The sequence below is a fragment of the Clostridium sp. CTA-1 genome, assembly GCF_054768215.1.
Map to the genome: position 1 here is coordinate 50,507 of NZ_BAAAAP010000009.1, position 15,060 is coordinate 65,566.

The following is a 15,060-nucleotide window of genomic DNA, read 5'->3' on the forward strand; positions in this document are numbered from 1 at the left end:
ACATCCAATATATCACTTCTTTTTTATTATAAAAAAAGCACCTATATAATATAGATGCTTTAAATTGCTCTTTATTTTTTTACATTAAAGACAGTATGGTTTTCATCATCATAAGAAATTTCAAATGTTTTAGGAGTATCATTTTTTTGAAGCTCATATGCTATTTCACCTTTTAGTTTTTCTCCTGGTTTAATTGTGTCCAGTAATAGCTCTCCATTTAATTCTTGGTTATTTATAGCTTGACCTTTTCTATTTTCAACAGTTTTAAGAGTATAATTATCTAAAAAGCTGCTTTTCAAATCTTGTTTTGAAGTATTTTCTATTTCAACTTCAATTGCATACACTGTATCCTCAGTATTTAATTTTCTAATATTAGTAACTGATACTTTTGCTATAGGCAGCTTAGCCTGTTCTCCAATTTTATGGATTGTTGTTTTTTGTTCTGCTGATTCTTTTTTTTGTTCAACATCATCTTTAGCATTATTATTTTGATTTCCACACCCTATGAAACTTAATACAACTAAAATAACCATTAGTATACTTATTAATTTATTTTTCATCTATATCCCCCTCTCCAAGTTATATTATAGTAAAAATAGATTATTTTTCAAGTTATTCTTTAATATATCTTTTACCTATGCCCTACAAATTAAGATACTTCAAGAAAAAATGACCATTTAAGTGATTGTTTAGTTATACATTTATGTTTTTATTTCCCAAATATCCATAATATTCATATAATTTACAAGAGATACTTAAATTTTTAAGCATCTCTTTAGCTCTATTTAATTCAATCCAAGTCGATTTTTCGAAGTTACTTTTCCATTTTGAAATGTTACATTCATATTAGTCCCATTAGGATTAGCCCATAAATATATTGATTTAGTACTTCCGTTAATTTCAGATATAGACATTAATTTGCCATCACCTAATATTTCTTTAACTTTACTATAATCCATTCCTGTTGTAATTTTTGTATATTTTATTAAATTTACATCTTCCTTTCCCATTGAAAGACCAGCTTGGGATTTTCCTATGACTTTATTATTTTTAACAATAACATCCATGTTACTATTATCATCATTGTACCAAGTATATATAACTACTTTTATACCATCTATTTCAGATTCTTTTGATTCTTTATATTCGCCTAAAATGCTCTTTACTTCCTCATAAGTTGAACCTATTTCTATTTTACAAAACTTTTCATAGGTCACTTTTCTAGTGTCATCCTTTTTAACTTCTGTTTTAGCAGAAGTTTTGGTATCTGTAATATTTGTTTTTTTATTACCACAATAACTAGCTACTCCACATATAATTACTATAGCAATAATCCAGAACCAAATTTTTTTATAAAATGGTTCCTCTTTTTTTTCTAACATTTAATCGACCTCTTTCCTCTAAATGGTTCAGCTATTATTATATGAAACTTATCTTTTATATGACACTACTTATTAAGAATTCTTTCATGCACACTTCATTGATTGGGATAGTTTTCCTTCTTCTTTTGTGCTATAATTCTTATGAAAAGCAATATTAATTGAAGGGGGATTAATACAATGAAAGTATCTGAAAGACTTACAAAATTAAGGACCTTGATGACTGAAAAAAATATTGATATGTATATCGTACCTACCGCTGATTTCCATCAAAGCGAATATGTAGGTGAACATTTCAAAGCCAGAAAATATATAACTGGGTTCTCTGGTTCTGCAGGAACTGCTGTTATAACAAAAGATCATGCAGGATTATGGACAGACGGAAGATATTTTCTACAGGCTGGAAACCAATTAAAAGGAACCACTGTAGAATTATTTAAAATGGGAGAACCTGGAGTTCCAACTATAGAAGAATATATCATGAACACACTTCCTGATAAAGGCACTCTTGGATTTGATGGACGTGTTGTTTCTATGGGTGATGGCCAAACTTATGAAAAAATATTGTCAAGTAAAAATGCAACCATAAAATATGACTGTGATTTAATTAATGATATATGGGAAGACCGTCCACCGCTTTCTGAAGAACCATCATTTGAGCTTGATATAAAATACACTGGAGAATCTACTGCTTCAAAATTAAAACGTATAAGAGAAGCAATGACAGCTGAAGGTGCAAACACACATGTTATTACGTCTCTAGATGATATTGCATGGACTCTTAATATCCGTGGAAACGATATCGAATTTTTCCCACTAATTTTAAGCTATCTTATCATTACAATGGATGAAGTTCATCTATTCATCAATGAAACTAAATTAAGCGATGAAATTAAATCAAATCTTAAGGAAAACGGTGTATCATTCATACATCCATATAATGAAGTATATGAAACAGTTAAAAAATTCACTAATTCTGATGCAGTTTTAGTTGACCCAGCTAGAATGAATTATGCATTATATAACAATATTCCTGAAGACGTTAAAAAAGTAGAAAAACGAAATCCATCTGTTCTATTTAAAGCTATGAAAAACCCAATTGAAATTGAAAATATTAAAAAGGCTCAAATAAAAGATGGAGTAGCTCACACTAAATTTATGTACTGGCTTAAACATAATATAGGCAAAGAAGTCATCACAGAAATAAGCGCTTCTAATAAACTAGATGAATTCCGCGCAGAACAAGGAGGATTTATTCGCCCAAGTTTTGAACCTATTTCTTCATTTGGTGAGCACGCTGCCATAGTACACTATGCTCCAACTCCTGAAACAGATATAGAACTAAAAGAAGGTTCTTTATTCTTAACAGATACAGGTGCTGGTTTCTATGAAGGTTCTACAGATATTACAAGAACTTATGCATTAGGAGAAGTACCACAAATAATGAAAGATCACTTTACTCTAACTGTTAATAGTAATCTTCATCTTGCCCATGCAAGATTCCTTTATGGTTGTAATGGTATGAATTTGGATATACTTGCACGTGCTCCATTCTGGAATAGAGCCTTAAACTTTAACCATGGTACAGGCCACGGTGTTGGATATTTAATGAACATCCATGAAGCACCAACTGGATTTAGATGGCAATACCGTGCAAACGAAACTCATCCTTTTGAAGAAGGAATGGTTATCACTGATGAACCTGGTATATATATCGCAGGCTCACACGGTGTCCGTATTGAAAATGAGCTTCTTGTATGCAAAGGAGAAAAGAATGAATACGGCCAATTCATGTACTTTGAGCCAATTAGTTATGTACCTATAGATTTAGATGCAATAAATCCTGACCTTATGACTACAGAAGAAAAAACATGGTTAAATGAATACCACGAAATCGTATACAATACAATTTCACCATACCTAACTCAAGAGGAAAAAGATTGGTTAAAAGAATACACTAAAAAAATTTCATAATTAAGTCCAATTGAAAGAAGGTATGTAACAATGTCACAAAAAGAACAAAAACATCCTATAGGCCTTTCACTAGTAAATATCTCTATAGCCCTTCAAAGCTATGCGGGGTATGCAGTATCATCTGTATTAATATTATTTTTTACAGCTGATATCAGTCGAAATGGCTTAGGATTAAGCGTGCCAAAAGCCGCTTCTATCATTGGCCTATATCAAGGCGTTAACTATATGGGGTCACTTGTTGGGGGTTATATTACTGATAAATGGTTAGGAATTCAGAAATCACTAGCATTAGGTTCCTTCCTAACCGCATGTGGATATATGGTACTATTCTTTGCAAAGCCAAATATTGGAAGCATATGGTTAGGACTCATTGTCTTGATTATAGCAGGTGCATTTTTCAAAGGACAAATTAGTACTCTTGTAGGATCACTTTATGGGAAAAATGAATTATCAAAAAAAGACGCTGCCTACAGCATATTCTATATGTTCATAAATATTGGTTCCTTCTTTGGTCCTATAATTGCAGGGTTAATCTCTGATAAATGGTTCGCTAAAGTAGCCGCAGACGGAGAAATTGCAGCCTATGGTTATAAATATATTTTCCTTATGTGCGCTATTGTGATGATAATCGTATGTGCCTTGATTTTGATTTTATCTCCTAAATGGTTAGGAGATGTGGGAAAATACCCAGTATCAAAAACTGAAGCTAAAAAAGCTTCCTCAAAATCCGAAGAAAAAGTTACAAACAAACCTTTAACGCATACAGAAAAGAACCGTATTAAAGCTATGATTGTCATGTTTCTATTTGTGATTATATTCTGGTCTGCATGGTACCAAACCGCTACATCTTTCTCTTTGCTTGCGGATAAACTAGTAAACAGAAAATTTGGTGGATTTACAATGCCTGTGCCTTGGCTTACTTCCGTTAATGCAATCTTCTGCGTAGTGTTTTCTCCAATACTAGCAAATATCTGGGTAAAACTTGGAAATAGCAAGAAAGGTGATTTATCAGTTCCTACTAAAATGGGGCTTGGACTAATCTTGGCAGGAGCTTCCTTTATTACCTTGATCTTAGGTATTTCCACGCTAGGCGGTGTAACAGATGGAAGTAAACAGATGAATATACTTTTTATCATTGTTGCTTACTTTTTATTAACATTGGGTGAACTTTGCCTCTCTCCAATAGGAATGGCTATGTTCAATAAACTAGCTCCTGCTAAATATGGATCATTAGCAATGGGGGCATGGTACTTAAGTTTCTTTTTTTCAAACTTGATTTCAGGAAAGCTTGCAGGATTCACAGATACCATGGGATATACAGAGATCTTTGGATTCATAGCTGGTGTTGTAATCATATTTGGTATAATCCTGATTTTATTAAGAAATGGCTTATTAAAACTAATGGCTCTTACTGAATTCGATAAATAAATTATATAAGCCATCATATTTATAAGTATAACATTACAAAAGACTATAATGCTATTAACTATAGCATTATAGTCTTTTCATAGCTTTAAAACTTGTCAGCCATTTCCTTTAATCCTTCTGGAAGATATTCTTTTAAATATTTATAATGTACTCTTTCAGCCATTTTTGCTGTTGCATAAAACTTCAAATATAGATTTATCAAATCGTCAACTTTTATTGGCTTATCTGATTCATACTGATCTATTAAATATATGTCTAATAGCTCCATAGCAACATCATTGCTATTCCTTTGTATTGGTGTTGGTATTAAATTTTCTCTTATTTCTTCTGCCATAATATTAAGCTCCTCTCACTATATTTAATCGTACATTTCAGTATATTCTTACTTATGCAAAAATGTGTGTATAACTCAGTTGATTCTATAATAAAATAGCTTATGTATTACTGATTCTTATATATCCATTATTTTCTCTGCCCTCAAACCTTTTTATATCATATAGTCAGTATAATCACCTAGGCAATTCTATGTATATAAAAAGCACATGGAATTCACCAAGTGCTAAGCTCTATTTTTGTATATATTTCTCTTTAAAATTTCTGCAAATGATACCTCTTCATTATTATCATTTTCCTTTTTTATTTTGGGCTCAATTCTTATTCTTTGTTCATAGCATTTATCAATTTCTATTATTTTATTAACTCTCATATTAAATCCCCTCCATATATATATACGCAAGGCTTTTAATATTTAATGGGGTACTAAAACAATTAATAAACCATATAAGATATCCATATTCATAGCATTATTCTTCCTCCCCTAACTCAATTAAAGTCATAATGCTGTAGTTAGCTAAATCCATTAATGTATCTTTTATAGATTCATCCACTAGAGCATCCTTAGTACATAAGCTTTGTAACCTATTAACTTTATCTGTAATTCTAGTTACTGCACTTATTATTCCTAATTTTTTATAGGTTTCTCCAAAACTGTCCCCATAGTCATGATTCTTAATTTTATAAATTTTATTAAGTTCCTCACATATAATTTTATGTTTATTGGCTTTATCCATCATTGTTACCTCCTAAAGCTAACCTACTTCCCTACATCATATTTTCTCCATACATCTAATTTTAATCCTGGATAATTATAATCAAATATCTTATTTCTCATTTCACCTTATTGTGTAATCATCCCCTTAACATCTATTAATTCTTCTGTAGTATCAAAATGATATATTAGAAAATCTGGTACATATGTTATAACTCTATATGTCTTTCAATTCTTCTTAAATTCTGGTCCTAACTCATACTTAAAGTTTAAAATCTTTTGTAACAAAATTATATTTAAGAAATATTTTAATAGTATGAAGATAAAGTGGAGGGATAGGCATGGAGTACGAAATAAAAGATTGTATAGATGCTGGTAGTGAATACTGCCCTTGTCATTTAGCTGAAACAGGAGATTGTATATTATGTTCTCAGTTATCCGGCAAAAAATTTTGTGATTGTATAAATTGGAAAGGTGTTTGTATATATCAAGAATTTATTTGGAACGGTAAAAAAGCTAAAGAAGAAAGAGAAACCTACTTAGGTAAAATTATAGGAAAAGATAACATAGAAGATAAAACTATAGTGCTAACTATAGCATTAAGTCATAAATTATGCCAACAGTTAGTTTATCCAGGTAGTTTTGTATTTTTAAGAAACAAAAATGATTTTGGTTTTTACGATGCTCCTATTTCTATTATGGATGTGGATACAGAAGAAAACTTTATCAAAATTGCTATTGAAATTAGAGGTGTAAAAACTAAAACTATAGCTAGCTTAAATAAAAATGATGATATTTTGGTTAGAGGTCCTTTCTGGAATGGAGTTTTAGGTCTTAAAAATGTTTATAGAACAAAAAATGGAACTAGCATTTTAATATCAAGGGGTATCGGTCAAGCCCCTTTAGTCCCTGTTATGAAAAAATTGCACTCTAATGGAAATAAAATAATAGCTATAATAGATAATTCTGGTTATGAAAATATATTGATAAAGGACTATTTAGAATTATATAATGCAGAAGTTATAGAATTAAATACTTTAAAGGCTGGTGAGCTTACAGAGGAATTAAAGAATACATTAAGAAATATCCTAGATAAAGAAGACATTAATATAATTCACTGCTCTGCTCAGGATATTATAATATATAAACTTGTAGAGTTTTTAGAAGGGAAAGTTCCAATATCTAGTTCTAATAATGCAAAAATGTGTTGTGGTGAAGGTGTTTGTGGTACTTGTACTGTAAGATACAAGGGACATATAGTTAAAAGATTATGCAAAGTACAAACAGATCCTAAATATGTATTTAGAGAAAGAAGACTTATTTAAGCTTTAGAGAACCCCAGACATTTTTGCCTGGGGCCTTTTAAATAACTTAAGCATTAAAAATTAAATACTTTTCCTCTTTAGTATGCTAATAGTTAGTGATTTTGGCTTAAGAATTTGTTGTACTCATTAAGTAATGTGTCTAATTGTTGACTTAATAGTACAAGATCCTCATCAATAAGCTGCGATCTTTCACTTATTAGCTGGTTCATTAAGGTTCTAGCTTCTTCTATTTTCTCTAATAATAACTGCTCTTTTGACATAGTATCCCTCCTTTCAATTTCAACTATATAAAATTGAAAGGATACTATGTAATAATTTGGAACAAAAAAATAACTATCTCAAAATAAAATCTATTTTGAGATAGTTTTCTTAAATTCACCTCTACTAAATCATATTAGCTTATAATTTCTATTGTTTAAACATCTTTGCAAATATACTATTTTAGTGTTGTTATTCTCTATTGAAAGTTTTATTCCTTCTCCTGCTTCATAGTGAAACATAATATTAATTTCATCACAGTCAGATTTTAATTCATTTACTTCCACATTACCCCTACTTTACAGTTTTCATCTGGTTTAATATGTGTAATAATTTATTTTTAGCTTCACTGGGGACCATATCTTCAACTGCTTGAAACACAATATCTTCTGTTACAACTTCTACTTTATGATTAATAATCCAATTAGCTACCACCCTCTTTATACTACCTTGGAAAAGTTTAGGTACCGCTTTTAGAATAACTTCATACATCCTCTTACTGTTGCCTTCCCACTTAAGATTATTTAAGATTTCTTCCACAAAAATTCCCCCTTAAACTTTTTATATATTTAATACTTTTTACTCACCTTTAATACTCTAACTTTATATAAAAATAGATCACATTATAATTCTTAAACTATTTAATAATATTAATAGTTGTCTTTAAAAACGTTTTCTGTTTATATTTTAAAAGCAGAACTTAGATGGGCACACATAAAAATATTATTAATTATACAAGTTTATATATATTGAATTTATTTTAAAAATATTACTATATAAAATTAAATTATTTATTTTCTTATTTATAACAGAATAGATAAAAATAAAAAGCTGTTGATAAAATATGTTTATCAACAGCTTGAAATATCTCCTTGAATGGAACTACCTATTTTCTAGTTTCCTATTTTATTTTCCTTAGAATTTGGTAACTGCTTTTCTTCATTAATTATTTGATCCGCCGGTTCAAGTAATTTTGATTGCTTTATTTGAGTATTTATTTCTCCAACAATGGCCTCTCTAAAATGATCTAAATCCTCTTGCTTTAAGGTTGGTATTTTTTCCATAAGCATACTATTAAACTTCTCTGCTTTTTCTTCACCACTTTTTGGCATAAATCTATATTCCTGCTCTATTGCATAAAATACACTTTTAGCAATGTTGTAATACATATTATATTGTTCATTTCTCATTTGCTTTATTAAAGCTTGTCTCTTTTGCTTAAAATATTGTACTGCTACTGTACTTAAATATATAATAACTACTCCTAGAATATTTGTAAGGGCATCTGTAATTATTTGCATCATCTGATTATTCATAATATAATCCCCCTAATCATTTATATTCTGAATTCCTTTATCTCTATATTTATTTAAACTTACTTATTAATATTATATTAGCCATTAGCTTAATTTGACTCTCTAACATATAAACTTCAATTTCCCTCTATTTTTTCACAAAGAGTTATTATGAAATTTTATTTAGATAATTATTTAAATAATATTAAGATAAGGATATTATTCTTTTTTTGTATAAAATAAAAAGCCTTATTTCTAAGACTTTAAAATCATACTTTATTTATATGGTATACAGCCCTTTTTAAATATGATAATATTTCCTTAAAGGGAGGTTTTTTATATACACAATCATACTTATCCTCAACAATAGAAACACATACTATTATTACTTAGTATGTGCTTATTAATTACTTTATTTAGATTGGAACTTTTTTGCTACTGAATAAAGATTGCCACTTAGTGCATTTGCTAATTCTTCATCAGGTTCTATAAGCCATCCATTATCTCCTTTAACTAATTTTACAGTAATATTTGTTTTTATTTTTGGAGCATTAGGATCATTTATAGAATTCAGCATATGTTGAATAATTACAGCCTGTTGTTTCTTTTCATCAATCTTTCCTTGGGAAAAAGCTTCATCTATTAAATTTGGTAAAATTTCATCAATTGTTTTTGTTGTTATTTTTCCTAAATCTATTGATGTTACTGAAACTTTTGCTGTAGCAGTATGACCATTCTTTTCTACATCTCCTAAAGAATAATCAAATTTAGATAAAACAGCTTTTACAATTTTCTCCTGCTCTTTGCTATCAAATTCATCAACTTTTAATTCTTTATAAAAAGAATTAACGTTTATAAATGTAGATGCCTTTTTAATATCTTGTTGCTTAAGAGCTCCAAAAAAACCCTTAACAGTTTCATCTGGTTTTGGACTACATCCAGTTAAAGAAATAGATAAAAGTGTTATAAATATAACTGGCATTAATTTTTTAAAAATAGATTTCATTATATAGTTTCCCCCTAAAATAATAATATGAATACGTATAAATTATACAATTAATATGACAACAAGTAAACTTTTTATTAATTTTTGGATATTATTGGACTTGTTTTTTACTTTTTTTGTTAGCTCTAGTTTTTTAAATTTTATACTTTGTATAAATAAAAGTTTTGATTTAAACTATTAATAAAATCTATTACTATTATTTAAACAACTTTAAATATTCATCATATCCTTCTTCTTGAAGCTTGTCTTTAGGAATAAATTTAAGTGAAGCTGAATTAATACAATATCTTAATCCCCCTAATTCTTCTGGTCCATCACAAAATACATGACCCAAGTGAGAATCAGAATTTTTACTTCTTACTTCCGTTCTAATCATTCCATAACCTTTATCAATGGATTCTTTTATTATTTTTCTATCTATAGGTTTGGTAAATGCTGGCCATCCACATGAAGAATTAAACTTATCTTTTGAAGTAAATAAAGGCTCTCCATTGGTTATATCTACATAAATCCCTTCTTCATTTAAATCCCAATACTCATTTTTATATGGTGCTTCCGTTCCATTTTCTTGAGTAACATAATACTCCTCTGGTGTTAGTATCTTTTTTAATTCCTCTTTAGATTTTTTACTATAATTCTTATGCATATTTCCTCCTTGATTTAATTTTTTTTAAAAAATTATAAATGAGGATGTCTCAAAATAGCCTTAATTTTAAAACCATAAATATATTAAAATTAAGGCCATTTTTATTTTGAGACACCCTCTTTTTGAACAATCTGAATAAAGCATCTGATAAACAGTAAATTTTTTATTGTGTTTTTGATTAAATACTATACTATTTATTTTATAGCATTGTCATATCTAGTATTTACTATATCCCAATTTACGATATTCCACCAAGCATTAATAAACTCTGCCCTTCTATTTTGATATTTTAAATAATACGCATGTTCCCATAAATCTAAAATTAGCAATGGAACTACTCCCCATTGAGTTAAATTTTGATGTTTTTCTGCCTGCAATATTACTAATTCTTGAAACATAGGATTCCATGCTAAAATAGTCCAACCTGAACCTTCTACTGCTATAGCAGCTTCAGTAAATTGTTTTTTAAATTTTTCATAGTCCCCGAAATCTTGTTTTATTCTTTCAATTATAGAGCCCTCAGGATTTAGATTTCCATTAGGGGTCATATTTTCCCAAAATAATGTATGTAAAATATGGCCTGATCCATGAAATGCTATTTCCTTTTCCCAATGTTTTATTAATGTAAAATTCCCTGATTCTCTAGCTTCTTGAAGCTTTTGTTCTGCTTTATTTAATCCATCTACATAAGCTTTATGATGAATATCATGATGTATTTTCAAAGTCTTCTCATCATAATAAGGTTCTAATGCATTGTAATCATAATTTAAATTTGGTAAAGTATGTGTCATATTAAATGCCTCCTTATCTTATTTTTTCTATCTTTACTTAGTATTAATATCTATTAAATAAATATTCATGATAAATGCAAAGCATGATTAAGTTATCCAATAAATATAATGCATATGATTTATATAAGCTTTTAATTATACACAAAAAGGTACTTTTTCAGCACCTTTTTTTCAGTTTATATGGATAAAATCACAAAACAAATATTTCTAAATACTCCATTCCTCTGCTGTCTTTCGTATGTCTAGAAATCTCTTATAAACTCCTTCCTGATTTATTAGTTCTTCATGACTTCCTCTCTGAACAACACTACCCTCATCCACCACAAGTATCTGATCTGCATTTTGAATAGTGGCAAGACGGTGTGCAATAATTATAATGGTTTTCCCATGTACTAAAGCACTAATAGCCTTTTGTATTGCATGTTCATTTTCCGGATCTACACTAGCAGTTGCTTCATCTAAAATAACAATTGGAGCATTTTTTAGCATTGCTCTAGCTATAGATATTCTTTGCTTTTCACCACCTGAAAGAGTGGAACCACCATCTCCAATCACTGTTTTATATCCATCAGGAAGACTCATAATAAAATCATGACAGCAGGCTTTTTTAGCCACCTTTATCACCTCTTCAAAGCTTACCTCTGGTTTTCCAAATCGAATATTATTAAGCACCGTATCATGGAACAAATATACCTTTTGAAACACCATACTTATATTCTTTAAAAGACTGTCACAGGTTATATCTTTTATGTTAACCCCTCCTATGAATATACTGCCTTTGTCCACATCATAGAATCTAGCAATCAAGCTGCATATTGTAGATTTTCCGCTTCCAGAAGGACCAACTATTGCTGTAGTAGTATTCTCTGGTATAGTGAATGATACATTCTTTAATACATCCCGCTTTTCATAACCAAAAGTAACATTTTTAAAGTTAATATCATATGTTGATAATTTTATATCTTTGCTATTTTGGTCAATAAAATCTGCACTTTCTATGGCATTTAATTTATCTAATGTTGCATCAATAATTTTTAGAACATGAGCTGCATTATTTATAGTTTCAATATGCCCAAATATAACAAAAGAAAATATAGCCATCATGAGCATTGTAGCTATATCCATAGCCCCCTTTACAGCCATTATTGCTGATACAAGAACCATGGCTACAGATGCAAATTTAAGTACAAATAAGTGTAGACAATTATAAGGAACATAATCTTTTTCAATTTTAATATTTATATCTTTGCTCATCTTATAGGCATTACGAATACCCTCTATAGAAACTCCATTCTGCTTAAAGGCTTTAACTACTGACATTCCCCTAATATACTCAATAGTAGCTGTTATCATGCTGTCTTGTGCCCTCTGATGTACTGGAGCGTTTTCATTGCTCTTATCTCCCAGTAATTTCAAGAATATAACTGATAACAAAATGCCTACTGCTGCAATTATAGCAATCCACAAATTATAAAAAGCTAAACAAAATACCATTGTAAATGCACTTATATATCCATTTATAACAACATCAATCATCTTCATTCCATACATTTCAATGAAAGATAAATCTGTTGTTACAGCTGAGGCAATTTCTCCAGCATTTTTTTCGCTAAAAAATCCTAAAGATACCCTTTTTAATATATCTCCAATTCTAATCCTTTGTTCTGCTGTTACTTCATATCCAATACTATCTTGGGTGGATGCCCGAAGATAAGAAAACAAAAATCTACCTAACACAGTAAAAACCATAAATAATAACATATAAAATACCCAATCTATTGTTAACTTCTTATTCCCATTCATGTCCTCTACTATAAGATTTAATCCATATGCAGCTCCCATAATTGGCATGGCTGTAAACATAGTATTAAAAAAGGAATATATAAACCCTATATATAATCGTTTTTTTCGGTGTCCAGCCCATTGAATAATTCGTTTTATTGATTTAAACATATTGCTTTACTCCTCCTTTCTCATTCTCATTGTTGGCTGCCCATTTCTTTGCACCAATATGGGCCTGCCACATATCCTTATAAAGTTCGCATTCTTTAAGCAACTCTTCATGTGTACCTATATCTACAATACAACCTTTTTCCATAACAATGATTGGGTCTGCATTTCTAATAGTTGACAATCTATGAGCAATCACCAATAAAGTTTTCCCTTTGGTAAGAGCAGCAATTGATTTTTGAAGTTTATCTTCATTTTCAGGATCTGTAAAAGCTGTTGCTTCATCCATAATAACAATGGGTGCATTTTTTAAGATAGCTCTTGCTATTGCAATCCTCTGCTTTTCTCCTCCTGATAATTTTCCTCCTGCTTCCCCAGCATTAGTCTTATATCCATTATCAAGATTTTTGATGAACTCATGGCAACAAGCTGCTTTTCCGGCATTAATCACTTCTTCATCAGATGCACTAGGATTCCCAAGCCGTATATTTTCCATGATTGAATAATTAAACAAGAAATTGTCCTGAGTTACAAAACTCACTGTATCAGCAAGCTGTGACAAAGGAAATCTTTTGATATTAATACCACCAATTTTAATCTCGCCTTTACTCACATCCCAAAATCGTGTAATCAATCTTGCAACCGTAGATTTTCCACCTCCTGAAGGACCAACCAAAGCTGCAAATTTTCCTTCAGGAAGTTTTAAATTAATGTTATTAAGTACATAATTATTTGTTCTACTTAAATTATCATCTTTATCAATATTATAGGAGAAGAATACATTTTTAAGCTCAATATGATATCTACAAATATTTACTGGCTCTAATGGATTTTCAAGTTCCTTTAAATTTAAAAATTCATAAGCATCCTTTACAGCATATTCTATAGCTTTAGCTTCATTTACAAATACCGTAAAGCTAGTTAATGGTGCTACAATTCCTAAAGACAATATAAGGCACATTGTAAGATCTGCAGGACTTAAAGACCCATTTATATACAAATACATTCCAATAGGCATAGTACCAAGTAAAGTTGATGGTAAAACTGCTCCACCAAAATTCATAAGTTTCCAAGTGCTTTCAAACCAGTTTAATGTATATACTTTAAAAGATTCCACTGCTTTTTCAAATTTTTCATAAGAAGATGATGATCGGTTAAAGGCCTTAATAACCTCAATTCCTTCTACATATTCTACAATAACGCTATTTACATAATTACTAGACTCCATATAATTCTCATACTGTTTACTAAAGGTCTTCATCATAAATCCATATGCTATAATAGCTATAGGTACTGTAATTATTGATGCCAGTGCCATACGCCAATCTATCATAATAATATAGATAAATACTCCTATAGGCAAAAGTAGATTAGAAATTCCTTCTGGTATCATATGAGCCAAAGGAAGTTCGATAGTTTCTACACGATCTACAATTATATTTTTTATCTTTCCTATAGGTTGGTTTAATACAGTACCAAGTGGAGCTTTCATTAATCTATCAGCAATATTAAGCCGCATCTTCTCTAGTATGGTATATGCAGAAAAATGGGCTAAGGTAGTAGATATGGCATAAAAAACAAGCTTCACCATATATCCAATAAGACATATTACTGACCAAAACAATATGTCCTCTACTATCTGCCTTCCATTAAAAAATAAAATTATTATTTGATAAACTCCTACATAAGGCAAGAGTCCACCTATAACGCTGATTATTGCACCTAATACGGAAATGATCATCTTTACTCTGCATTCCTTAGCAAAGGACAAAACAGTTCCTAACCAATTTTTTTCTTTCATTTTACTCTTTCACCTCTCATGGATTTTTTAATTTAAAAGACTACTTATTATATAAGCCTTTAAAAACAATTATAGGGATTAGTTATAATTAACTAATCCCTATTTTAATCTGTGAAAAATATTTTCACCACTCCATAAAGCCTAAACCTGCTCCGATTA

17 protein-coding genes and 1 pseudogene are annotated in these 15,060 nt (G+C 29.8%); 3 read left to right on the plus strand and 15 right to left on the minus strand.

Annotation, left to right across the window (positions count from 1 at the left end; all coding sequences use genetic code 11):
* Nucleotides 1-71: 71 nt before the first annotated feature.
* Nucleotides 72-560: a DUF4352 domain-containing protein gene (locus tag ACYUEW_RS09250; protein WP_460276630.1), complete on the minus strand. Its 489-nt coding sequence runs from the start codon at nt 558-560 to the stop codon at nt 72-74.
* A 225-nt stretch (nt 561-785) separates the two neighbouring features.
* Nucleotides 786-1,382 carry a DUF3862 domain-containing protein gene (locus ACYUEW_RS09255; protein WP_460276631.1) on the minus strand — a complete coding sequence of 199 codons (597 nt, stop codon included), beginning with the start codon at nt 1,380-1,382 and terminating at the stop codon, nt 786-788.
* Nucleotides 1,383-1,559: 177 nt separating this feature from the next.
* On the opposite strand from ACYUEW_RS09255, the gene ACYUEW_RS09260 reads away from it, so the two are divergent.
* Nucleotides 1,560-3,353 (plus strand): aminopeptidase P family N-terminal domain-containing protein, encoded by a 1,794-nt coding sequence (locus ACYUEW_RS09260; protein WP_460276632.1) that lies wholly within the window; start codon nt 1,560-1,562, stop codon nt 3,351-3,353.
* Nucleotides 3,354-3,383: 30 nt separating this feature from the next.
* Nucleotides 3,384-4,781 (plus strand): peptide MFS transporter, encoded by a 1,398-nt coding sequence (locus ACYUEW_RS09265; RefSeq protein ID WP_163256514.1) that lies wholly within the window; start codon nt 3,384-3,386, stop codon nt 4,779-4,781.
* An 85-nt stretch (nt 4,782-4,866) separates the two neighbouring features.
* Here ACYUEW_RS09265 and ACYUEW_RS09270 read toward each other — a convergent pair whose 3' ends face one another.
* From ACYUEW_RS09270 to ACYUEW_RS09285, 4 genes and pseudogenes are all read right to left on the minus strand, one after another.
* Nucleotides 4,867-5,115, minus strand: a complete 249-nt coding sequence (locus tag ACYUEW_RS09270) for a hypothetical protein (RefSeq protein WP_003485052.1) — start codon at nt 5,113-5,115, stop codon at nt 4,867-4,869.
* A gap of 225 nt (nt 5,116-5,340) precedes the next feature.
* Complete coding sequence (locus tag ACYUEW_RS09275) at nt 5,341-5,487, minus strand: hypothetical protein (RefSeq protein WP_003485051.1); 147 nt, start codon at nt 5,485-5,487, stop codon at nt 5,341-5,343.
* 97 nt (nt 5,488-5,584) lie between these two features.
* A complete protein-coding gene (locus ACYUEW_RS09280; RefSeq protein WP_434302826.1) occupies nt 5,585-5,854 on the minus strand; it encodes a DUF1599 domain-containing protein in 270 nt (89 codons plus the stop codon).
* A gap of 104 nt (nt 5,855-5,958) precedes the next feature.
* Nucleotides 5,959-6,045 (minus strand): annotated as a pseudogene (locus tag ACYUEW_RS09285) (DUF1064 domain-containing protein); the annotation flags it as partial.
* A gap of 125 nt (nt 6,046-6,170) precedes the next feature.
* Between ACYUEW_RS09285 and ACYUEW_RS09290 the strand changes: the two are divergent.
* Nucleotides 6,171-7,154, plus strand: coding sequence for a sulfide/dihydroorotate dehydrogenase-like FAD/NAD-binding protein (locus ACYUEW_RS09290; RefSeq protein WP_460276633.1), 984 nt, complete (start codon nt 6,171-6,173; stop codon nt 7,152-7,154).
* Nucleotides 7,155-7,246: 92 nt separating this feature from the next.
* Here ACYUEW_RS09290 and ACYUEW_RS09295 read toward each other — a convergent pair whose 3' ends face one another.
* The 9 genes from ACYUEW_RS09295 to ACYUEW_RS09335 all read right to left on the minus strand — a co-directional run bounded on the left by ACYUEW_RS09295 (nt 7,247) and on the right by ACYUEW_RS09335 (nt 14,901).
* The gene (locus tag ACYUEW_RS09295) at nt 7,247-7,414 is read right to left on the minus strand and encodes an aspartyl-phosphate phosphatase Spo0E family protein (RefSeq protein WP_003485045.1); all 168 of its coding nucleotides are present in this window, start codon (nt 7,412-7,414) and stop codon (nt 7,247-7,249) included.
* A 129-nt stretch (nt 7,415-7,543) separates the two neighbouring features.
* Entirely contained in the window at nt 7,544-7,699 is a 156-nt protein-coding gene (locus ACYUEW_RS09300; RefSeq protein WP_460276634.1) for a hypothetical protein, read from the minus strand.
* Between the two features lie 7 nt (nt 7,700-7,706).
* Entirely contained in the window at nt 7,707-7,952 is a 246-nt protein-coding gene (locus ACYUEW_RS09305) for a hypothetical protein (RefSeq protein ID WP_003485041.1), read from the minus strand.
* A 353-nt stretch (nt 7,953-8,305) separates the two neighbouring features.
* Nucleotides 8,306-8,713: a hypothetical protein gene (locus ACYUEW_RS09310; RefSeq protein ID WP_042385502.1), complete on the minus strand. Its 408-nt coding sequence runs from the start codon at nt 8,711-8,713 to the stop codon at nt 8,306-8,308.
* A gap of 406 nt (nt 8,714-9,119) precedes the next feature.
* Entirely contained in the window at nt 9,120-9,713 is a 594-nt protein-coding gene (locus ACYUEW_RS09315) for a DUF4878 domain-containing protein (RefSeq protein ID WP_460276635.1), read from the minus strand.
* Nucleotides 9,714-9,909: 196 nt separating this feature from the next.
* Nucleotides 9,910-10,359 (minus strand): peptide-methionine (R)-S-oxide reductase MsrB, encoded by a 450-nt coding sequence (msrB, locus tag ACYUEW_RS09320; RefSeq protein ID WP_045516805.1) that lies wholly within the window; start codon nt 10,357-10,359, stop codon nt 9,910-9,912.
* Nucleotides 10,360-10,553: 194 nt separating this feature from the next.
* A complete protein-coding gene (locus tag ACYUEW_RS09325; protein ID WP_045516803.1) occupies nt 10,554-11,150 on the minus strand; it encodes a superoxide dismutase in 597 nt (198 codons plus the stop codon).
* 207 nt (nt 11,151-11,357) lie between these two features.
* The gene (locus ACYUEW_RS09330; protein WP_003485032.1) at nt 11,358-13,103 is read right to left on the minus strand and encodes an ABC transporter ATP-binding protein; all 1,746 of its coding nucleotides are present in this window, start codon (nt 13,101-13,103) and stop codon (nt 11,358-11,360) included.
* Entirely contained in the window at nt 13,096-14,901 is a 1,806-nt protein-coding gene (locus tag ACYUEW_RS09335) for an ABC transporter ATP-binding protein (RefSeq protein WP_459566304.1), read from the minus strand. The genes ACYUEW_RS09330 and ACYUEW_RS09335 overlap by 8 nt, the downstream gene beginning before the upstream one ends.
* Between the last annotated feature and the right edge of the window lie 159 nt (nt 14,902-15,060).